At 59.2% G+C, this 21524-nt stretch carries 20 protein-coding genes and 1 tRNA gene; 14 read left to right on the top strand and 7 right to left on the bottom strand.

From position 1 onward, the window contains the following. The first annotated feature begins 3 nt into the window (after positions 1–3). The 9 genes from I2G69_RS08880 to I2G69_RS08840 all read left to right on the top strand — a co-directional run bounded on the left by I2G69_RS08880 (position 4) and on the right by I2G69_RS08840 (position 9390). Positions 4–996 (top strand): ABC transporter permease, encoded by a 993-nt coding sequence (locus I2G69_RS08880; protein ID WP_442858891.1) that lies wholly within the window; start codon positions 4–6, stop codon positions 994–996. Then, positions 993–1817, top strand: a complete 825-nt coding sequence (locus tag I2G69_RS08875) for an ABC transporter permease (protein WP_191448683.1) — start codon at positions 993–995, stop codon at positions 1815–1817. Before I2G69_RS08880 ends, I2G69_RS08875 begins: the two co-directional genes overlap by 4 nt. 12 nt (positions 1818–1829) lie before the next feature. Further along, positions 1830–2762: an ABC transporter ATP-binding protein gene (locus tag I2G69_RS08870; RefSeq protein ID WP_195560657.1), complete on the top strand. Its 933-nt coding sequence runs from the start codon at positions 1830–1832 to the stop codon at positions 2760–2762. Then, positions 2759–3364 carry an ABC transporter ATP-binding protein gene (locus tag I2G69_RS08865; RefSeq protein ID WP_191448681.1) on the top strand — a complete coding sequence of 202 codons (606 nt, stop codon included), beginning with the start codon at positions 2759–2761 and terminating at the stop codon, positions 3362–3364. The genes I2G69_RS08870 and I2G69_RS08865 overlap by 4 nt, the downstream gene beginning before the upstream one ends. Positions 3365–3503: 139 nt before the next feature. Beyond that, complete coding sequence (locus I2G69_RS08860; RefSeq protein WP_195560656.1) at positions 3504–4382, top strand: DUF362 domain-containing protein; 879 nt, start codon at positions 3504–3506, stop codon at positions 4380–4382. Between the two features lie 129 nt (positions 4383–4511). Then, entirely contained in the window at positions 4512–5660 is a 1149-nt protein-coding gene (locus I2G69_RS08855; protein WP_195560655.1) for an aldo/keto reductase, read from the top strand. A gap of 182 nt (positions 5661–5842) precedes the next feature. Then, positions 5843–6778 (top strand): helix-turn-helix transcriptional regulator, encoded by a 936-nt coding sequence (locus I2G69_RS08850; RefSeq protein ID WP_195451035.1) that lies wholly within the window; start codon positions 5843–5845, stop codon positions 6776–6778. A 185-nt stretch (positions 6779–6963) separates the two neighbouring features. Beyond that, positions 6964–7233, top strand: a complete 270-nt coding sequence (locus tag I2G69_RS08845) for a DUF6110 family protein (protein WP_191441632.1) — start codon at positions 6964–6966, stop codon at positions 7231–7233. An 81-nt stretch (positions 7234–7314) separates the two neighbouring features. Further along, on the top strand, positions 7315–9390 hold the full coding sequence (locus I2G69_RS08840; RefSeq protein WP_195560654.1) for a heavy metal translocating P-type ATPase: 2076 nt from the start codon (positions 7315–7317) through the stop codon (positions 9388–9390). Positions 9391–9593: 203 nt separating this feature from the next. On the opposite strand, the gene I2G69_RS08835 is transcribed toward I2G69_RS08840, so the two are convergent. The 5 genes from I2G69_RS08835 to I2G69_RS08815 form a co-directional block, all read right to left on the bottom strand. After that, entirely contained in the window at positions 9594–9833 is a 240-nt protein-coding gene (locus tag I2G69_RS08835; protein ID WP_087234500.1) for an Lrp/AsnC family transcriptional regulator, read from the bottom strand. A gap of 161 nt (positions 9834–9994) precedes the next feature. Continuing rightward, positions 9995–10384 (bottom strand): heavy-metal-associated domain-containing protein, encoded by a 390-nt coding sequence (locus tag I2G69_RS08830; RefSeq protein ID WP_087234502.1) that lies wholly within the window; start codon positions 10382–10384, stop codon positions 9995–9997. Positions 10385–10668: 284 nt separating this feature from the next. Further along, on the bottom strand, positions 10669–12018 hold the full coding sequence (locus tag I2G69_RS08825; RefSeq protein ID WP_191448675.1) for a replication-associated recombination protein A: 1350 nt from the start codon (positions 12016–12018) through the stop codon (positions 10669–10671). Between the two features lie 248 nt (positions 12019–12266). Further along, the gene (locus I2G69_RS08820; RefSeq protein ID WP_191521391.1) at positions 12267–13160 is read right to left on the bottom strand and encodes a DUF2935 domain-containing protein; all 894 of its coding nucleotides are present in this window, start codon (positions 13158–13160) and stop codon (positions 12267–12269) included. Between the two features lie 286 nt (positions 13161–13446). Next, positions 13447–13535, bottom strand: a tRNA-Ser gene (locus tag I2G69_RS08815). A gap of 196 nt (positions 13536–13731) precedes the next feature. Between I2G69_RS08815 and I2G69_RS08810 the strand changes: the two genes are divergently transcribed. Together I2G69_RS08810 and I2G69_RS14265 are read left to right on the top strand one after the other, a co-directional pair. Next, entirely contained in the window at positions 13732–14178 is a 447-nt protein-coding gene (locus I2G69_RS08810; protein WP_195451038.1) for a cell wall hydrolase, read from the top strand. Positions 14179–14207: 29 nt separating this feature from the next. Then, positions 14208–14819, top strand: a complete 612-nt coding sequence (locus I2G69_RS14265) for a hypothetical protein (RefSeq protein ID WP_243254930.1) — start codon at positions 14208–14210, stop codon at positions 14817–14819. 120 nt (positions 14820–14939) lie between these two features. Here the strand turns inward: I2G69_RS14265 and I2G69_RS08800 are convergent, their stop codons facing one another. Continuing rightward, positions 14940–15761 carry a hypothetical protein gene (locus I2G69_RS08800; RefSeq protein ID WP_087234510.1) on the bottom strand — a complete coding sequence of 274 codons (822 nt, stop codon included), beginning with the start codon at positions 15759–15761 and terminating at the stop codon, positions 14940–14942. Between the two features lie 252 nt (positions 15762–16013). Between I2G69_RS08800 and I2G69_RS08795 the strand changes: the two genes are divergently transcribed. Continuing rightward, the gene (locus I2G69_RS08795) at positions 16014–17270 is read left to right on the top strand and encodes an ATP-binding protein (RefSeq protein WP_237967223.1); all 1257 of its coding nucleotides are present in this window, start codon (positions 16014–16016) and stop codon (positions 17268–17270) included. Positions 17271–17296: 26 nt separating this feature from the next. Then, on the top strand, positions 17297–18547 hold the full coding sequence (locus I2G69_RS08790) for a peptidoglycan-binding protein (RefSeq protein ID WP_195560653.1): 1251 nt from the start codon (positions 17297–17299) through the stop codon (positions 18545–18547). Between the two features lie 380 nt (positions 18548–18927). Here the strand turns inward: I2G69_RS08790 and I2G69_RS08785 are convergent, their stop codons facing one another. After that, entirely contained in the window at positions 18928–19749 is an 822-nt protein-coding gene (locus tag I2G69_RS08785; RefSeq protein WP_087234514.1) for a C40 family peptidase, read from the bottom strand. A gap of 436 nt (positions 19750–20185) precedes the next feature. On the opposite strand from I2G69_RS08785, the gene I2G69_RS08780 reads away from it, so the two are divergent. After that, complete coding sequence (locus I2G69_RS08780) at positions 20186–21304, top strand: galactose ABC transporter substrate-binding protein (protein WP_195560652.1); 1119 nt, start codon at positions 20186–20188, stop codon at positions 21302–21304. The last annotated feature ends 220 nt before the right edge of the window (positions 21305–21524 follow it).

Here is a 21524-nt window from a genome sequence, read left to right as displayed (position 1 = left end):
GCTGTGAAACACCGCCTGCAATTTGCGGGGAAAAAGCTGCTGCGCATGGCGCTCTTGCTGCTGGGGGTGAGCCTGGCGGCCTTTCTCCTCATGTCCCTTTCGCCCCTGGACCCCCTCCAGACGAACGTGGGCCAGACGGCCCTGGGGTCCATGAGCCCGGAGCAGATTGAAAAGCTTCAGGACTACTGGGGGATGAACACCCCGCTGGCGGAGCGGTATCTGGGCTGGCTGTCCGACGCGCTCCACGGGGATTTCGGGGTTTCACTGCTCTACCGCCAGCCGGTGCTCCAGATCATCGGACAGCGCCTGGCCAATTCCCTGGGCCTGCTGTTCGTTGCGTGGGTGCTGTCCGGCGTTTTGGGGCTGGCGCTGGGGGTGACGGCCGGATGTTTCCGTGGCCGCTTGCCGGACCGCCTCATCCGGGGCTATTGCCTGCTGATTTCCAGCACCCCCGCGTTCTGGCTGGCGCTCCTGCTGCTGATGGTGTTTTCCGTCTGGCTGGGCTGGCTGCCGGTCGGGTTGTCCGTGCCCATCGGCGTGGAGGCCGGAAGCATCACCCTGGCGGACCGGCTGTACCATGCCATCCTGCCCGCGCTGACCCTGAGCATCACCGGCGTGGCGAACATCGCCCTGCACACAAGGGAGAAGATGATCGACGTGATGGAGTCGGAGTATGTCCTGTTTGCGCGGGCGCGGGGGGAGTCCCGGCGGTCCATTGTCCTGCGCCACGGGCTGCGGAACGTCGCCCTGCCCGCGATCACATTGCAGTTTGCGTCCATCAGCGAGATCATCGGCGGTTCGGTGCTGGTGGAGGAGGTCTTTTCCTACCCCGGCCTGGGGCAGGTGGCGGTGGACGCCGGGCTGGGCAGCGACCTGCCCCTGCTGCTCGGCATCACCGTGGTGACCGCCGCCATTGTCTTTGCGGGCAACCTGATTGCCGACCTGCTCTATGGCGTGGTGGACCCGAAGATCCGAAGGGGGGCGGCGCGGTCATGAAGGCATGGAACAGCCGGAAAAAGGCGCTGCTCCTTTTCTGCACTGCCGCCGTGCTCCTATGCGCGGTGGCGGTTGCGGGGATATTCCTGGAGGGCCGGGCGATGCAGACCGACTTCTCGCAGAAAAACCTGGCGCCCTCCCTGCAATATCCCTTCGGGACGGACTGGATGGGCCGGGATATGCTGGCCCGGACGTTGACCGGCCTGTCCCTGAGCATCCGGATTGGGGTTCTCACCGCCGCAGTCAGCGCGGTGATTGCCCTGGCCATTGGAATCGCCGCGGCCCTGCTGGGCCCCAAGGTGGACGCGGCGCTCTCGTGGTGTATGGATTTGGTGATGGGGATTCCCCACATCCTCCTGGTGATGTTGATTTCGCTGGCGTTCGGCCGGGGATTCACGGGGGTGGTCGCGGGCGTGGCCCTGAGCCATTGGCCCTCGCTGAGCCGGGTCATCCGGGGCGAGGTGCTGCAACTGCGGCAGGCGGCCTATGTGCGGGCCGCGGAAAAGCTGGGCGTCCCCCGGCGGCGGGTCGTCCGGCGGCATATCCTGCCCCATCTGCTGCCGCAATTTCTCACCGGCCTGATCCTTCAATTCCCCCACGCCATCCTGCACGAGGCCAGCGTGACTTTTTTGGGGTTTGGGCTCTCCCCGGAGCAGCCGGCCATCGGCGTGATCCTCTCGGAGAGCATGCGCTACCTGACCACCGGGAAGTGGTGGCTGGCGCTGTTCCCCGGGCTGGCCCTGGTGCTGGTGGTGCTGCTGTTCGCAGGGATGGGGGAGCGCCTGCGCCGCCTGCTGGACCCGGCCAGTGCCCATCAATAAAGGAGGAATCCCATGGAACCGATCTTGGAAGTGAAAGGGCTGTCCATCGCCTTTCAACAGTATGACGCGGGGACCCGCCAACGCCGGTTGCCGGTCATCCGCGACCTGTCCCTGTCCATCGGGGCCGGGCAGGTGGTGGCCGTGGTGGGGTCCAGCGGTTCGGGCAAAAGCCTGCTGGCCCACGGCATTTTGGGAATCCTCCCCTACAACGCCGCGATGGAGGGGGAGATCCGCTATGACGGCGAGCTCCTGACCCCCGAGCGTGTCGAAGCGCTGCGGGGCCGGGAGATCGTGCTGGTTCCGCAGGGCGTGACGTATCTGGACCCGCTGATGAAGGTGGGGCCGCAGATCCGCAGAGGGAAGCGCTCGCCCGAGGCGCGCGCCAAAAGCCGTTCCGTCTTGGAGCGGTACGGGTTGGGCGCGGAGACGGAGGAACTGTACCCGTTCGAGCTCTCCGGCGGGATGGCGCGCCGGGTGCTGATCTCCACCGCCGTGATGGAGACGCCCCGGCTGGTCATCGCGGACGAACCCACGCCGGGCCTGGACGCCCGTGCCGCGGGCCGCATCCTGGGCCACTTCCGGGAGATCGCGGACGCGGGCGCGGGGATGCTCCTGATTACGCACGACCTTGAGCTGGCCCTGACCATCGCAGACCGCGTGGTGGTGTTCTATGCCGGGGAGACCGTCGAAGAGGCGGACGCCGCCGATTTTGCCGCGGGCCGCCTGCGGCATCCATACACGAGGGCGCTGTGGCGCGCCTTGCCGCAGAACGGCTTTATGCCCATCCCCGGCGCGCAGCCGTATCCCGGTGAGATTGCAGGCGGGTGCCTATTCGCCCCGCGCTGCCCGCATTGCCGCCCGGCGTGCCGTGCGGCGGTTCCATACCGGGAGGCGGACGGCGGGCGCGTGCGCTGCCTGTATCCGGAGGAGGGAGGTACCCCATGAGCCTGGAAGCCAAAAATCTGTCGTTCCGCTACCGGCGGGGACAGCCGCCGGTGTTGCAGGCGGTCAATCTGACCGTGCACCCCGGCGAGCGGGTGGGGCTGCGCGGGCCCAGCGGCCGCGGAAAGACCACCCTGTGCAAGCTGCTTGCCGGATACGAGCGGCCGTGCGGCGGGCAGGTCCTGCTGAACGGCAGGCCGCTCTCCGGTTTCCGCGGGTGCTGCCCGGTGCAGCTGATCGGGCAGCACCCGGAGACGGCCGTCGATCCGCTGCTCCGCCTGGGGGACACCCTGTATGAGGCAGGCCCCGTGGAAGAGGAGGTGCTGGAAGCGCTGCACATCGCCCCCGCCTGGCTGGACCGGTATCCCACGGAGCTCTCCGGCGGGGAGCTCCAGCGGTTTTGCATCGCCCGGGCGCTCCGCCCGGAGACCCGGTTCCTGCTCTGCGACGAGATCACCGCCATGCTGGACTTGGTCACGCAGGCGCAGATCTGGGAATTCCTGTTGGATGTAGCCAGCCGCCGGGACCTGGGTCTGTTGATCGTGAGCCACCAATCCCTGCTGTTGGAAAAGCTGTGTACCCGCATCGAACAGTTGGACGTTTGACGTCCGCTTGCACAGAATAAAAGGAAAAATGCATTTTCCCCCTTGACATGGAGTTTACTCCAGGTTGTAGCATACAGGATAGAGGATGCTGCCGGGACAGCCGGGGCATACAGACGTACTACAAAAGGAGGATTCCAGCATGGAGAAGGCAACGGTCTATTTTACAAAAGATCTTTCCGCGAAAGGTCTGATGAAGGCATATAACGCCCTTGGCGTCCAGCTCAGGGGGAAGGTGGCCGTAAAGATTTCCACCGGGGAACCCGGCGGCCACAATTTTTTGCAGCCCGCTTTGATCCAGGACCTGGTCAAGGCGCTGAACGGCACGATTGTGGAGTGCAATACCGCCTATGGAGGACGGCGCTCTTCTTCGGAGGAGCATTGGAAGGCCATCGAGGAACACGGGTTCAAGGCCATCGCGCCCTGTGACATCATGGACGAAGAGGGCGACATGGCGATCCCCGTGACGGGCGGCAAACACCTGAAGGAAAACTATGTGGGCACGCATCTGAAAAACTACGATTCCATTTTGATGCTCTCGCACTTCAAAGGGCACGCCATGGCGGGCCTGGGCGGCGCGCTGAAAAACATGTCCATCGGCGTGGCTTCGGCGCGCGGGAAGATCCAGATCCACAACTCCGCCAAGAGCGAGGTCTTTGAGGATTGCTTCACCGCCGACCAGGATTCCTTCCTGGAGTCCATGGCGGATGCGGACCAATCCGTGATGGATTTCATGGGCCGGGAAAACATCGTCTACATCAACGTGGCCAACCGCCTGAGCGTGGACTGCGACTGCGATTCCAATCCCCACGATCCGGAGATGGCGGACATCGGCATCTTTGCCTCGCTGGACCCGGTGGCCGTGGACCAGGCCTGTGTGGACGCGGTGTACCATTCCCCGGACGAGGGTAAGGCGGCGCTGATCGAGCGCATGGAGTCCCGCCACGGCATCCATACGGTGGAGGCGGCCGCGGAGCTGGGCCTCGGTTCCAGGGAATATACGCTGGTCAACTTGGATTAAGACATTCATAAGGATACCCACAGCAAAACAGAATCCGCAGGGATGATCCGCACGGCAAAAGAGCATCCCTGCTTTTTTGTCTATGGTCGGACACACCGAAAGCAAAACAACAGGAAGGAAGAACTCTGTATGCAATATCGGAAATTGGGACGCACCGGCTTGCAGGTCAGCGAAATCGGCCTGGGGTGCGAAGGATTTGTCCTGAAGGACGACGCCTTTGCCGAGGAAATTTTTCGGACCGCTTTGGAAAGCGGCGTGAATTGTATGGATTTATATACGCCCAATCCCGACGTACACCGCCGGGTGGGACGCGCAATCCAGGGCCGCCGGGAGGCGTTTGTGCTGCAGGCGCACCTGTGCACCATCTGGGAAAACGGCCAGTACCGCGCCACACGGGACCCGGAGGAGGTCCGCGCCTCCTTTGAGACCATGCTGAAAAACCTGGGTACGGATTACATCGATGTCGGGATGATCCACTATGTGGATTCCGTTTCGGAGTGGGAGAAGATTGCCAACGGCCCCGTCATGCAGTATGCGAAAGCGCAGAAGGAGGCCGGGCATATCCGCTTCTTGGGCGTGAGCAGCCACAACCCGGAGGCAGCCCTGGCCGCAGTGGAGAGCGGGAGCATCGACGTGCTGATGTTCAGCGTCAACCCGTGCTACGACCTGCTGCCCGGCGATGAGGATTGCGAAAAGCTCTGGGAGGGCGAAAGCTATGCGGGCGTGCTCTCCAACATGGACCCGCAGCGCGAACGGCTGTATGAAACCTGCCAGCGGCTGGGGGTCGGGATCACCGTGATGAAGGCCTTCGGCGGCGGCGACCTGCTCAGCGAGGAGCTTTCGCCCGCGGGCAAGGCGCTCACCGTCAACCAGTGCATCCACTATGCGCTGACCCGCCCGGCCGTGGCCTGCGTGATGTCGGGCGTCCGGAGCCTGGAAGAGCTCAAGATGTCGCTCGCCTATGAGACGGCGACCGACGCGGAGCGGGATTACGCCGCGGCCTTTGCCTCCTTCCCCCGCATGAAATGGGAGGGGCACTGCATGTACTGCGGGCACTGCGCGCCCTGCCCCAAGGGGATCGACGTGGCCACGGTCACCAAGTTTTTGAATTTGGCCCGCGCCCAGGGGATGGTGCCCGAGACCGTGCGCGAGCACTACGCGGCGCTGCCCCATAAGGCGGGGGAGTGCGTGGCCTGCGGCGCCTGTGAGAAGCGCTGCCCCTTTGGCGTGGCCATCCGCGCCAATATGAAGGAGGCGGCGGAGACGTTCGGCGCGTAAGGAAGACGCGCAGGCGCCGCACCGGCAATCCTTGACAAATCAAAACCATCTCTGGTATGATACACAAAGAGCCGCTCCAAGCGAGCGGCTTTTTCAAGGCTATAAGTTAGCCTTAGCTAACTTATAGAATGCATTTTCACACCGAATGCTGTGGGGACATCCGGAAAAGAGGGACATGTGAGATGATGGGGGAGTACATCCGGCGGTGGGCAGCGGAAGGGGCCCATGCGGGTGAGATACAGGGGCCGTTTTCCCTGGAGGGGATTACGGCCTGGGAGTGCGATCTTTCCGGCTGTGCGCCGCTCGAATCGGCAAGCGTACAGCCCGCGCATGTGGAGGCCCTGTTTTGCCGGGCGGGACAACTGCGGGCAACCCTTTGCAAGGGGCAAACCGTCTGCGCAGGGCCGGGGGAACTGCTTCTGGTCTCGGATGCGGCGGAACTCCGCCGTTTCTCCCTCGAAGACGGTTGCTTTCAAGGGATATTTGCCCTGATGGACAAGGCCGCCTCCCGGGACCTGCCCGCACAGGAGCGCACCCTGTGGGCGGGGGATGCCTCCCCCATGGACCAAGTGGCCGGCCTGCTGCGCAGCCACAACGGCTGTATGGCGGTCCGCGAGCCGGTCTGGGGGCCGTCCGTCCTCGCGTCCCTGTGCCAGCTCCCAAAAGAGCGGCGGGGCGCTTATTTCCTGCTCAAGCTCTGGGAACTCCTGTACCTTCTGTGCAACCGGCAGCCGGCAGCGGTTGCCCCCTGCGCAAACGGGTATTACGACCATTACCAGGCGGACGCCGTCCGGAACGTCCACGACTATATGCTGGCGCATTTCGACCAGCACATGACCGTCCCGGAACTGGCCCGCCGGTTCCAGCTATCCCCCACGTTTCTCAAAAGCTGCTTCCGGCGGCTATATGGCGCGCCGGTCCACACGTATCTTCAGCAATACCGCCTGCAAACGGCGGCGCGCCTGCTGCGCACCACGTCCGACAGCGTGCTGCACATCGCGGTGGCCGTGGGATACACGGGCACCAGCCAGTTTGATTCTGCGTTTAAAGCGCTCTATCATATGACCCCGGCGCAGTACCGCAAGTGGTGCCGCGAAAATAATGTCCAAAACCGATGAAATCCGTCCGTTTCCGGCGGAATTTCCTCACCGGCTGTGCTATATTTAAGTTTCAAATGAATGCCATGTGCTAGGAGGTGTCCCGTTTGAAGCAACACAAATTCTGGGCGTGGGGGGCTGTCATCTGCATGGTGATGGTGATTCTCACAGGCTACCGGCACAAATAATTCTGGAGGAATTGCCTTATGAACATCTATCAAAAGATCGCTTTATTCGTGGGCGGCGCACTGTTTGGCTCCGCCGGGATCAAATTGTTGAGCAGCAAGGACGCGAAAAAGGCGTATACCCATGCCACCGCGGCCGCATTGCGCGTAAAAGATTCGGTGATGGGCACGGTGACCTCCGTGCAGGAGAACGCAGCGGATATTCTAGCCTCTGCCAAGGACATCAACGAACAGCGCGCCGCGCAGGAGGAAACCGTCGAGGATACCTCCAAAGAGGCAGCGGAGGCTTAATGGGGAAACGCACGGCCCATTTACACATCCAACAGAAGAGGGCCGCAGGCGCGGCCCTCTTCTTCCTTTCGGAGGTCAACGATGAAATTTCAAATTGTACATGAGAGCAGCGGGCGCATGCGCATCCACTGCGCGCAAAAGCGGATGAGATTGGAACAGGCCGACCTTCTCGAGGCTTACCTGCAACAGACCGGCGGGGTCCGGCAGGCCGTTGTCCACGAGCGGACCTGCTGTGCCGTAATCCATTACCAGTGCGCGCGCGAAGAGCTGCTGCAACGGATCAGCCGCTTTGCCTACGACGCCGAAGGGGTGGCGGAGCTGGCCCCGCTGCACAGCAGCCGGGCGCTCAACCGCACCTATGAGGAAAAGCTGGTGGGGCGCATTGCCTTTAAGGCGGTGCGTTCGCTCTTCTTTCCCGCGCCCCTGCGGATTGCCTATACGCTGTGGAAATCCATCCCGTACCTGTTCCGCGGGGTCCGGTGCCTGCTGCGGGGAAAACTGCGCGTGGAGCTGCTCGACGGGCTGTCCATCGGGATCTCCATGGTGCGGCGGGATTTTGCCACGGCCGGTTCCGTGATGTTCCTGCTGGAGCTGGGCGAGCTGCTGGAGGAGTGGACGCACAAGAAGTCCGTGGACGACCTTGCGCGCTGTATGTCCCTGAACATCGACCGTGTCTGGCTCAAAACGCCGTCCGGCGAGGTCCTCGTGCCCTTGAACCAGGTCAAAACCGGCGACCGCATCGCCGTGCGCATGGGTGGCCTGATCCCCTTGGACAGCACCATCGAGGAGGGCGAGGTGATGGTCAACCAGGCGTCGCTCACCGGGGAATCCATCCCCGTGCCGAAGCGCCCCGGCACCGCGGTTTACGCGGGGACGGTCGTGGAAGAGGGCGAATGCATCCTGCGCGTGACGCAGCAGTCCGGCGAAAGCCGGTACGACAAGATCGTGGCCATGATCGAGCAGTCCGAAAAGCTAAAATCCGCAGCGGAGAACAAGGCTTCCAACCTGGCGGACAAGCTGGTGCCCTATACGCTTGTAGGGAGCGGGCTGGCGTATCTGCTGACCCGGAACGTCACGCGCGCCCTCTCGGTGCTGATGGTGGATTTCTCCTGCGCACTGAAGCTCGCGATGCCCCTGGCGGTCCTCTCCGCCATGCGCGAGGCCAGCACTTATCATGTGACGGTCAAGGGGGGAAAGTATCTGGAGGCGGTCGCCAAGGCGGATACGATCGTGTTTGACAAGACCGGCACGCTGACCTATGCCTGCCCGGTGGTGGCGGGGGTCATCCCCTTCGGCGGCCACAGCGAAGAGGAGATGCTGCGCCTGGCCGCCTGCCTGGAGGAGCATTTCCCGCACTCCATGGCCAACGCCGTGGTACAGGCCGCGCGGGACCGCGGGCTCTCCCACGAGGAGATGCACTCCCAGGTGGAATACCTCGTGGCCCATGGCATTGCCAGCACCGTCGGGACGGAGCGGGTGGTCATCGGCAGCGCGCATTTCGTCTTTGAGGATGAGGCTTGTACAATTCCTGATGGGGAACAGGAGCGGTTCGATACGCTTCCGGAGCAATATTCCCACCTGTATCTGGCCATCGGGGGGCAATTGGCAGCGGTGATCTGCATTTCCGACCCGCTGCGCACGGAGGCCGAAGCGGTCATCAATGCACTGCGACGGTTGGGGATTCAAAAGACCGTCATGCTCACCGGCGACAGCGAGCGCACCGCCGCAGCGATTGCCGCACAGGTAGGCGTGGACGAATACCATTCCGAGGTCCTCCCCGAGGACAAAGCGCGGTTTGTTGAGGAGGAACGCGCGCAGGGGCATACGGTCATGATGCTGGGCGACGGCATCAACGACTCCCCGGCTCTTTCTGCGGCGGACGTTGGCATCGCAATCAGCGACGGCGCGGCGATCGCACGGGAGATCGCCGATATCACGATTGCCGCAGACGACCTCTTTGAGCTGGTCAGCCTGCGGATGATCGCCAGCAGCCTGCTGCGCCGCATCCAATCGAATTACCGCTTTGTCATCGGTTTCAATGGGGGTCTGATCGGGCTGGGCGCCGCGGGCGTCCTCCCCCCGGCCACCTCTGCCATGCTGCACAACCTCTCCACGTTGGGCGTCAGCCTGCGGAGCATGACAAACCTGTTGGATTGACGGGCGTCCGCCCCCGGAAATGCCAAGGCAGGCGGCCCTGTGCGCAGCCTGCACCCGGGAAGGATGGCAGTTGCCCTGGAAATCCTTCTGTTTTTATCCATCCCAACCGATCGAATTTTAACGGGCGGCGCCCCTTCAGCCTATGAGGCCGGAGGGGCGCCGCCCGTTGCATAACCGTGGCTGCCTATGAAAAGGCAGATGTTTTATGGGGTCTCCTGTGACGGGTGTGCCCGTATAAAGGCAGGGGCGTGGGGGCTGTGCGTCCCACAGTGCCCGCAGCCCTTACACTGGGGGCCGCAACCGCAGGCCTTCCGCAGATACCCGTTGGATTCCAGGGACTCCACCCGCCGTTGCACCTCTTTCTGGGGCTCCCGCAGGGAATTGGCCAGGTCCGCGACAGACCAGGCGCGTCCATCGTTCAACAATTCCATCAGCCGGTCCAACGATGGTTCACCTCCTTTTTCTGGAAAGCTGCCCCGGGAACGGGGCGATGCATCGCATGGTTGGCGGTTTGCGCATGGGCAAACGGATGGAAACGGACATGCATAAGTTAGTCAAAGCTAACTTATGCGCAAAAAAGAAAGCGTTCCCGCCCGCTTCTGCCTCAATGGGATACTGCCGTTTGGTTGTTCTGGACCGAAAGCACGATGTAACCTGCCGCACGCACGGCATCCCGCAGCGTGTCCTCCGGAAGCGGCTGTTTCATCCGCACGGCTGCCTTGCGGGAGCTGAGGTCCACCTGTGCCCAAACGCCGTCCAGTTGGTTGAGCGCATTTTCCACGCGCCGTACACAGTTGGAACAGGTCATGCCGTCGATGGTCAACACCGTCTCATATGGGTAGTGGGTTTTATCCCGGTCCGCTACCTTAACCTTCTTGACCGCTCCTTCGTGTTCGCCGCAACAACCGCCCCCATAACGGAGTTTCCGGATGTAGCTGTAAACTCCGTAGATACAGGCCAGCGCCAATAAAACAGAGATTATGAGGGTTGCCATTTCCAAAGCCTCCTTGGTTAGTTTCTGCTAATTAAGGTAGCACAAATTCCACGTTCTGTCAATGCGGCGGCGTCCATCGCTTCATTTAGGCATACGGCGTGTTTCCCGGGAGTGCCGGCCGGCTGTTTTGGCCGGAACCGGCCGCACAAGGAGACCGCGAATCGAAACAAATGCTTCCGTTCAGTCCTCCAAAGGACAAGATGGCCGGGAAAACTTTTCCCGGCCATCTTGCTCGCATCTTTTGCGCACGGGACGGGGACATAGTCTGCCAACCGCAAACAAGGTCATTTCCCCTGCGGGCCTTCCTGTTCCTCCCTGCGCTTTTGCGCCCGCCACTGTTCGATCTGGCGCAGGCGCTCCTGCACGCGCACTTCGGAACCCTGCGCGGTGGGGATGTAGTATTTCCTCCCCTGCAGCGCGTCTGGAAGGCATTGCATGGTGGTGAGCTTGTCCTCTGTGTCGTGGGCGTATTGATACCCCTCGCCGTAGTGCAGGTCCTTCATCAGGCGGGTGGGGGCGTTGCGGATCTGTAGGGGGACCGGCTCGTCCAGCATCTCCAGCGCGTCACGTTTGGCGGTTTCGTACGCCACATAGAGCGCGTTGGATTTGGGGGCGAGGGAGAGGTAGGTCACCGCGTGGGTCAGATGGACCGAGCACTCGGGCATCCCAATGAAATGGCACGCCTGATAGACGGCCGTGGCGATTTCAATCGCCCGGCTGTCGGCCATTCCAACGTCCTCGCTGGCAAAGCGGATGAGGCGCCGCGCAATGTAGAGGGGGTCCTCGCCGCCCTCCAGCATGCGGGCCAGCCAGTAGATTGCGGCGTCGGGGTCGCTGTTGCGCATGGATTTGTGCAGCGCCGAGATGAGATTGTAGTGCTCTTCTCCGTTCTTGTCGTAGAGCAGCGACTTTTTCGAAAGGCACTGCTTCAGGATTTCAGGCCCGACCACCACACCAGCAGAAGTTCGTTCGCCGTTCAGCACGGCCATCTCCAAGGTGTTCAACGCGGTGCGCGCATCGCCGTTTGCAAAATTTGCGATCATCGCCAGCATGTCCCCGGCTATTTGGACGGATTCCCCGCCGAAACCGCGGGGGTCCGTAAGCGCATGGCGCAGGAGCGTTTGCAGGTCCTCTGGGGACAGCGCCTGCAACACGAAGACTTTGCAGCGGGAGAGAAGCGCCGAATTGATTTCAAACGAAGGGTTTTCGGTCGTCGCGCCGATCAAGATGATGCTGCCGCGCTCGACAAATGGGAGGAAGGCATCCTGCTGCGCCTTGTTAAAGCGGTGAATCTCATCGACAAATAGGATGGTCCTCTCCCCAAACCGGCGGTTTTCTTCTGCGCGCTGCATGACCTCGCGGATCTCTTTGATGCCGCTGGTCACTGCGCTGAAATCGATGAAATTGGCGTGGGTCCGTCCGGCGATGATGCGCGCTAGGGTGGTCTTTCCCACACCGGGTGGCCCCCAGAAGATCATGGAGGAAATGCGGTCCTGGTCGATCAATTGCCGCAAAATTTTTCCCTCTCCCAAAAGGTGCTCTTGCCCGACAAATTCCTCCAGGGTGCGCGGCCGCATCCGGCTGGCCAATGGCCGGTCCATCCCCTGCTGTCCCAATAAGGTCTGCTGTTCCATAAGACGCCTCCGCAGTTACCGTTTTTTCTATTTTACCACCGGTGGAAGGAAAGGACAAGAACAAAGTTTCGCTTTGGATGAAGCACAAGCAGGGAATGCCAAACCATATATAAAAAGAAAACAGGGAACGCCCGCGTCGGTCCGGCAGACGCAGGCGTTTCCTATTTTCTTTCCGGGGGAGAAGCCGGATATTGGCTCATGGAAGAAAACATCCGTAATGGATGCCCCGCAAAACAGGAGGCGTCCGATTAAGACTTCAGCAGACGGATATAGTGATTTGCTTCGCGCAGCACATGGTCTGCGAGGAGGGGCAAGATGATCGAACGAATTTTGCATTGTTCGATTCCTTGCGCGCCCGCCGCCTTAAAATCTCGGAACCGGATGGTTTTTTCCAGGGAATCCGCGGTTAAGGTCTGGTTTTGCGCATGATTGCAGGCGTTTAACAATGCTTGGTATTCATTGGCAAATCCGTCCGCGGTTTGCAGCAATTCCGTTTCAGAGGGGTCCAGCAGGCCGCGTATAAACATGGCGTGTTCCATCATGATCTGGTTCCAAAAGTGTTCGATTTCCTTCATGGACTGGCAGGTCAAATCGCCGTCGTTCTCGAGCATCCGAAGATATTTCTGATAGAGCTTCGCCTCTCGCAGAATATGCTCAATCAGTAGCGGATAGTTCATGGTGAACAGTTCACAGCAAAGGACCTGTTTTAAGATTCGTTCCTTAAAACCAATCAATCCGTTCAATAGCCGGAGCGCCGTCCGGTTCAGCCTTTGTACCTGGGGTTGTATTCTGGCGCAAACATCCGGCCGGCCACACGCGTTGCGCAGCTGTAGTTCACGGCTGGTGATCCTTCGGTTGATTGCAATCCCGGTAAAGCGCTCCGTCTGCTGTTCCGCCAGAGCGGTAAATTCCGTGACCAGTTCGCCGGAGCACAGGACATCCTGGCTGATAACGCCGTCGCTGAGCGCGATGGCTTGACAGAGCAATGTTTCAAATTCCCTTTTATAAACCTCCGCCTGCTTCGAAAACGATTCGTTCGCCGGGGTAAATCCCGCCCGCAGGAACAGGGAATGTTCTTTCATGATGCGCCCAAAGAACAGATGCAGTTCCAGGGAGCTTACGACATAATCATCTGTGTGCATAGTACCCTCCAAAACAACTGTAAATAAAAGAGATTGATCCATTGGTATGGTAATGCACATGGATTATACCGGGTTCTCTCCACACAAAAGATGCGGGTTGCGGGCGTGGTCCGCCGCAGGGGAGGGAAAAAGGGATTGCTCCTTGGAAATAAAAAACTACACCCCACAAAGTGAGGTGCGGTTTACTGCTGGATTTATATTATCGAAAAGATACCCGCTATAAACGCGAGCGGCAAGGCAAAAGAAAAAGCCGAGTCCTGGACGCGAATTGCGTCCAGGCTCAGCCTGGCGGAAGCGGTGGGATTCGAACCCACGAGACGTTGCCGTCTACCTGATTTCGAGTCAGGCCCGTTATGACCACTTCGATACGCTTCCATATTCCATTGTAAATCGTCCATCCACAGGGCGAATACTTACATTTTAAAGAAGAGAGGGAAAAAAGTCAAGAGATTTTGCGGGATTCCAGTAGTTATGGCGAAATATTCTGCATCCAGCGCGGGAAAAGCTGTGCCACGGGGTGGGCGAAGGGCATAGGATGCTTTAAGACAATTCTAAAAATCAGGTGATGAGTATGGCTTATACGGATCGCGAACTTTTGGCGCGGCTGATTCAATGTGAGGCGGGCGGGGAAGGGGAGGACGGTATGCGGGCAGTAGCATCCGTCATTGTGAACCGTGCGCGAGTGCCTTACGGCGAGTTCTTCCGGGTCAGCCAAGGCGGCGACGTCCGCAGCATTATGGAACAGCAGGGGCAGTTTGTCTGTATGCGGGATTCCGTAAACGGCAGGTATAATCCGCAAAATGTGTGGAATATGGACCCGGAGGATATCCACTATGAGATCGCAGACTGGGCGTTGGCAGGCAATACCTTGAACGCCGTGGGGGAAAGCTTGTTCTTCTTTAATCCCTATAGCGCAGAGTGCCCAACGTATTTCCCACCCGGCGGGATCGGCGTCCTGTTCAACCGGGTCAATAACCATTGTTTTTATACGCCCACACAGAAATATGCAACGACTTAGGCTATTTTGTCGGTAGGAGGGTTTCACTTATGGATACAGGAACATTTGCACAAAATCAGGAGATGTCTAACACGAACACGCCATGCATGGGGGCGGGCTGCGCAGGGGCGTCGCCCGACGTCTCCGCATTTACGAATGTCCGGGTCAACCCCAATCTCCCCACATTGGAGGAGATCGCCTCATACAATTTGATGAACCCGTACCAAAAGGAGAGGCAGAGGCAACAATTGCAAAATGCCGGGAACAGCCCCCTGCGGGATTACGCAGAAGAAAACCGGAACGCTATGTGGCCCCCGTTAACAAACATTTGGCAAAATGCGAATGGCACACAGGGGACACAAACACAGAGCAGCGCCGTTGCGCAGAGCGGCGCGACCGGAGGTTCCCTTGCGCCGATTACGTCCATGACACAGCCGCAGTCGATCCCTGCGGAAAGCCTTCAATATATGAATGGTTTTTTGCGCACCCAGGTGGGGCGTCCTGTGCAGGTGGATTTTTTGGTCGGGACCAACAGCATTGTTACACGCTCCGGGATTCTCTTGGCCGTTGGGGCAAATTTTATCCTCATCAACGAGACGGAAACGGATGATATCCTTGCCTGTGATTTTTATAACATCAAGTTCGTCCGTTTCTATTATTAATAGGAAATGGAAAACAATCGGAAAGACCGAAACTGCGCGGGAGGTGATCCCGCACAGCTTCCGTCTTTAGGTTCTCTTACATCGGAACCGTTTACAATCCGTGGACGCTCCAGCAAATCGTTATCCGGCGGCTTCCACCGTCTGCGCAGAAGCTGCCTCGGGCGGGAGTTCGACCGGTGCGGCGGCATTGCAGTTGAACAGTTCCCCTGTCAAAACGCTTTTGGAGATGGAAACTTTCACACTGTCGCCGCTGATCTTGCTGAACACGGTGTTGAGCGCTTCCGTGGTATCCAGCTCCATGCGCAGGAGGCGGCCGTCGTCCTTGCCAATGTAACAGTAGCCGTACACCGCGGGGGTACTCGCCAGAAGTTCCTGCACCAGTGTCTGGGAACCGTCCCCCATGCCGCTGGCGGAGACAATCGCCTCAATGGAACTGCGCAGGATGTCCGCCGGGAACGTGACCTCCAGTTTATAAGCAGGGGTACCTTCGACTTCCTCCTCGCGGACAAATTGCGGGTCAGTGGCCTGCTTTAACAGGCGCAAAATTTCGATCTGTTCCGAAGGGGTTGTGTTGAGCGTTTCCGCCGGGGTGCGGAGCCAGCCGTCCTCGGTTTCTGCGTAAAACCAGCAGAAGCCGTCCTCGGTCATCGTATAGGTGACGGAAGGGGCGCCGGCCCCGGTATCCTGGGTGCTCTTTAGGCAGAAGGGGTCTGCAAAATAGACGGACGAAACCGCCGAATGGAAGGTCTGCTGTTCGGTGCCCGCGTTGAATTCCAAGTCATTGGAAAACCGGCTTTCGCAGCTTTCCAGGGCGTTTACCTGGGAAAGCGTCTCCCGGAGGAGCACCGCCGGATCGGGCTGGCTGTTTGCAGAACACGCCGTACAGCAGAGGCAAAGGCAAAGAATACAGGCATAAACCGCCCGTTTCCACCAATGTTTCATAGCGATCAGCCTTTCTTTGGATGGGAGCGGACAGCCCCCATTTGTTTTTATATATAATAGTAACAAACAATGGATAGATTCGCAAGGCAAACGATGTCGTGAACTTGACATAACCCCTTGCAAAGGGTATGATGTACTGTGTATTGTTACAAATTGTTCCGGGGCAGATTTTACGGAAAAACGGGGGTTATCCGCATCGTGGGCAATGGCCGCGCAGCCGCGGACCAGCTGTGTAGAAAAGGGGTTTTTTCATTGGCAAATCGAGTAAAGGAAGCGGCCATGGAAATGGCTTCGCTCTCTGTGTATAAAGGGATCTTAAACCGGACGGTTCCAAAGGCGTTCTACCGGCTGCTTTGGGCGGCACGGGGGGATTCCCTGGAAGCGTTCTTGAATGCGTGGGGCGATTTCTACGATGTGCTGTGCATGCGTGGATACAGCGAAAACCTTGCAGGGTGCATCACAGGGACCGCCTTGTTTGATGAAAATGCATTCTCGCTCGCGGCCGCGGCTGGCACCGCCGTGCTTCCGGAGGGCGTGCGCCGTGCGGTCCGGCGGGATCTTGCGGTCATCCGCCAGGTCGCGTCGATTACGCCGCAGGAGCTCCGGGAAAACAGCGCGTTTGCGCAGGACGTCGCCGGGATGGAGCTGCCGGAATGGAAAACAGGGGAGCCGGTTGCCGTGCTCGGCGGCGACCTCGACCACTGCATCACAAAGATGGCGGAATATTACCGCTCCAACGGCTGCGGCATGTATGCGCGTTACCGCGCGTTTATCTGGCGGAATCACAGCATCCAGCCCGTGGCCTACCCGGACCAGCAGCGCCTTGCGGACCTCAAGGGCTATGAGATCCAACGCAAGCTGGCCATCGACAACACCCTGGCCTTTTTGCAGGGCTTGCCGGCCAACAACTGCCTGCTGTATGGGGACCGCGGCACGGGCAAGTCGTCCACGGTCAAAGCCATGCTCAATGAATTCTACCCGCAGGGATTGCGCGTGATCGAGATCCCGAAGGAATCGCTGATGGATTTCCCGGCGCTGGTGGACCAGATTGCCGCCGTACCGCTGAAGTTCATCATCTTTATCGACGACCTGTCCTTCTCGCAGCAGGACGATACCTATGCGGCGTTGAAGGCTGTGCTGGAGGGCGGGCTGGCGGCCCGTCCGGAAAATGCGCTGATTTACGCCACCTCGAACCGCCGGCATCTCCTGCGGGAGAGCTTTTCGGACCGCGAGGGGGACGAAATCCATCTGGGGGATACGATCCAGGAGAGCATGTCCCTGGCGGACCGCTTTGGCCTGTCCATCCAATTCTCCCTGCCGGATAAGGTGCATTTCCTGGAGATCGTGGAGCAGCTGGCGCGCCAGAGGGAATTGGACGAGTATCTCCCGGAGATCAAAGCGGGCGCGGAGCGCTGGGCGATTGCCCGCAGCGGCCGGTCGCCGCGCTGTGCAAAACAGTATATCGACGATGCGGAGGCGCGCATCCGGCGCGGACAGCCGCTGGACTGAGACGGACGGAAGGAGGCCGATCGAAGATGAAAAGACCGCTGGCAGCATTGCTGGGGATTTTGTTGGTGCTGAGTATTTGCGTGGGCTGTGGGCCGAAGGGCGATATCAGCTCCGGCGTAGCGGAACAGGACTTCCCCGTAACGGTAAACGAAGTGACGATCCAGGACGAACCCAAGGGCGTTGTTGTCCTGTCCCCTAATTTGGCAGAGGTCATTATGGCGCTCGGCTACGAGATGCAACTCTGTGGCAAGGGCGCTGCCTGCACCCAGGAGGACCTGTCGGTGCTGCCGGATATGACGTTGGATGACCCGCAGTCGATTTTGGGGGTTGGCGCAGACCTGGTCCTCACGGAGGACGCGCCCAGTGAAGAACAGAAAAAAGGGCTCAACGACGCGGGGATCGATGTGGTGACCATTGCGCCCGCTACCAGCCGCGAAGATTTTACCCGCCTGTACCGGGAGGTCGGTTCCTGCATGATGGGCGGCGTGAAGGGATACGAACGCGGGGAGAAGATCGCTGAGGGCATCTTTAGCACGATTGACGACATCAGCCGCCAAATCCCCCAGACGGATACGCCGGTTTCCGTCTGTTACCTCTACGATGTCGAGGGCGGCGTCGTGACGGGCGATACACTGGAGGGGAAACTGATCGAATGTGCCGGGCTGATCAATGCGGCTTCGGACGGGGCGGGAAACCACATGGATGTGGAAACGCTGCTGATGGTCCAGCCGCAGTATATTTTCTGCCCGACCGGTCTCAAGGATACCTTGACCCAGACGGACCAATATAAGAATTTGACTGCTGTCCAGGAGGGGCGCGTTTATGAGATGGACCCCTCTTTGATGGAATGGCAGGGGAACGGGGTTATTTCCGCTGTCAGTTTTATGGCGGGCACAGTCTACCCATCCCTGGCAGAGGGCACCACGTCCCTGGAGCCGGAGGGTGGCGAAAGCCAGACGCCCACCGGCGGCAATTCGGATATGGAGGTCGGGGATGTCACCTCGGACCCGGAACAGCCGGAAGGCGATTCCCTGAAGCTTGGCGACGAAGGCGACGCGGTGAAAAATTTGCAGCTGCGTCTGGCGGAGCTGGGGTATCTGTTCGTACAGCCGACGGGACTGTACGGGGAAGGGACCCAGCAGTCGATTATGGACTTCCAATATGTCAACAACCTGCGGATCACAGGGGTGGCAGATGAAGAGACCGTCAACCGCCTTTTCGCGGCGGATGCGCAGCCTCGCCCCGAGGGAAGCCTCATTTATTCTGCAGACGAATAAGTATTTGTTGAAATAACGAAACCATATCGGTACATATGACCAACGTTCTATGCAAAATCACTTGCGTTTTTCATAAGAATCTTTTATACTAATAATAGTTTTGATGCGTGGGAATGATTGTGCGCGGAAAACAGCGGCAATATGCAGAGGGGGTTCCCTCACAGGAGGACCGATCCAATTGCTGCTAAGAGGGCGCAAATACCAAGGGGTTCCAGGCGTCATAGCTTGCCTGAAGCGGGACCAGCTATTGGGAGGGGCCGGTGGAAGGTTGGCTGTTATGGATTTGCTTTCGTGTTTTTCCTCAATATATTGAATAAAATAGTTATTCAACGCGGCGCTTCCGGCCAGGGGCTTTTCCTCTCCCCTGGCCGGAAATCTTTTTATGGGAACAAGCTGCCGGTTGCGAGCAGCTTTGGCGGAAGGTCCGCGCGGTATTGTGGCGACCGGGGGTCCAGGCTGTTGACCACCACGCCGTGGCAGCCGTTCCCCGCGGTCGCATGGATATACCGGCCGTTCCCGATAAACATAGCGACATGCCCTGGAAAATAGAGCAGGTCCCCCGGCCTGACGAGGCGGTAGGGGATCTTCTGGATGGCATATCCTGGCTCTAGGCGCGCATCGCGGAAGATGCAGACGCCGTTCAAAGCATATGCCATGAAACAGAGCCCCGAGCAATCGATTCCGGCCGGTGTCATGCCGCCCCACCGGTAAGGCGCGCCCAAATAGGAGCATGCCGCGCGGACAACATCACAGCGGAAACGCGCCTGGCTGCGGCGCCCCATGCCGCTGTGTGGCCTAGTAAGGGCGGACGCGGGAAGGAAGCCGGGGACCCCGTTTGGCAGAAGGACCCGGCTCCATTTGCCCGTGCCGGCTGGGGCGTCCAGTTGGACCAGCGCGCCCCGCGGCAGTGTGCATACAGCCGGCGCTTGCACCGATGGTTCCGCCTGGACATCGGCAAACGGCGCGCGGACCAAGGCTTTTGGCGCGGCTTTCCATGCTTCAAGGGATGCCGGGGGAAACAGGGCCGGTTCTTCCGCCCAGCCTTCGTACCCATAGCAGGTGCGCACCCGGCGGTAAATGCCGCTGGATTCCAAGATTTCTACGGAAACGCCGCAAAGGGCTTCATCCACACGCTCCGCCCCCTTCTTTGGCTCTTTCCAAAGCGGGGCAGCTGCCGTTTGGATCAATGCATCGTTCGCCATATCGTTCGCCTCCCCTTCAACAGGAATCTATATGCCGCAGGCTGGGGATGTATGCAGGGGCGGGGGAAGCCGCGGATATCCCCCAAAAAGGGGAGGTGCGGCAAAATTCCGGGTTGCAAATGGGGCGGGCCTGCATCTTGTGCTTTTCATGGCTACAACCCCAACATGGGACAAGTATTAGGCATGTTCCCCTAAATTCACAGGGAGATTTTGTCTTTTTTCACAAAGGTGGTCGTGGTTTGACAAAAACAATCGAGCAAAAGAGCGAAGATATTTTATAGAAGACCAAAGAATTTTATATAGATTTTTTGATTTGAGGAGGCTATACTTACTAATAGTAAATCGCAATTCCACCTGCATTTGTGCAAATGCACAAGGATGGGCGGGTTGCTAAACCGAAAGAAGAAATTCTAAGAAAGTAGGAGGATTTTCAGGTATGAAAAAGGTATTAGCATTTATGCTGGCAGCCATGATGATGGCTTCTGTTGCTGTTGGCTGCGGCAACGATGGCAGCACTTCTTCCACCGACGGTGGAGCTACGGACAACACCGCTTCCACCGATACCAATGAGGGCGAGGAGCCTGCAGAAGAGCCGGCGGCAGACGCTTCTGACGTAAGCATCGGTTCCTGCGTGTACAAGTTCGACGATACGTTCATGACCGGTGTTCGTAACACCATGACCGCTCGCGCAGCAGAGCTGGGCGCAACCATCGATATCGTGGACTCCCAGAACAAGCAGCCGACCCAGAACGAACAGGTTGATACCTTCATCACGAAGGGCGTCAATGCTCTGATCGTTAACCCGGTTGATCTGACCGCTGCTGGCCCGATCATCACCAAGGCGAAGGACGCAGGCCTGCCGATCGTTCTCCAGAACCGTCAGCCGTCCGAGGAAGACATGAATTCCTATGACCAGGCTTGGTATGTTGGCTGTAAGGCAGAGCAGTCCGGTACGATGTCCGGCGAGATCATCGCTGACTACTTCACCGCGAATCCGGATGCAGATAAGAACGGCGACGGCACCATCCAGTACGTCATGCTCCAGGGCGAGCCTGGCCACCAGGACGCTACCCTGCGTTCCGAGTATGCTCCGAAGGCAATCGAAGAGGCTGGCTTCAAGGTTGAGCAGCTGGCTGCTGACACCGCTATGTGGGATAAGGTTAAGGCTACCGACTTGATGGCAGCATTCATCTCCTCCCAGAGCCTGGATAAGATCGAAGCTGTTCTCTGCAACAACGACGATATGGCTCTCGGCGCAATCGAAGCTCTGAAGGCAGAAGGCTACAACTCCGGCGATGCTTCCAAGTATATCCCGGTTGTCGGCGTTGACGCAACGGCTCCGGCTCTGGAAGCTATGAAGGAAGGTTCCCTGCTCGGCACCGTTCTGAACGATGCTACCAGCCAGGGCAACGCCAGCGTGAACATCGCAGTTGCAGCTGCACAGGGCAAGGAAGTCACCGAAGAGAACATCGGCTACCCGGTAACCGATGACAAGTATGTCTGGATTGACTATGTAAAGGTCACGCAGGACAACTATCAGGATTACATATCCTAAGTTTAGCGCGAACGCAGTACACTTTCTTTTGATTTCTTAAAGAAATTGTTGTTCTACGGGGAACGCGAAAGCGAGCGCTTTCCGTTCCCCGCTTAATTTTAGCAAGAAGGAGGACTGATGGAATGGGTGAATATGTGCTTGAAATGAACAACATCACCAAAGTATTCCCTGGCGTGAAAGCGCTGGATGGGGTCACCTTAAAAGTGCGCCCCGGCAGCGT

Source organism: Anaeromassilibacillus sp. D41t1_190614_C2, assembly GCF_015558525.1.
In the GTDB taxonomy this organism is placed as follows: Bacteria; Bacillota; Clostridia; order Oscillospirales; family Acutalibacteraceae; genus Anaeromassilibacillus; species Anaeromassilibacillus stercoravium.
Note: the sequence above shows the minus strand (reverse complement) of the source record. Positions and strands in the feature narration are given on the sequence as shown.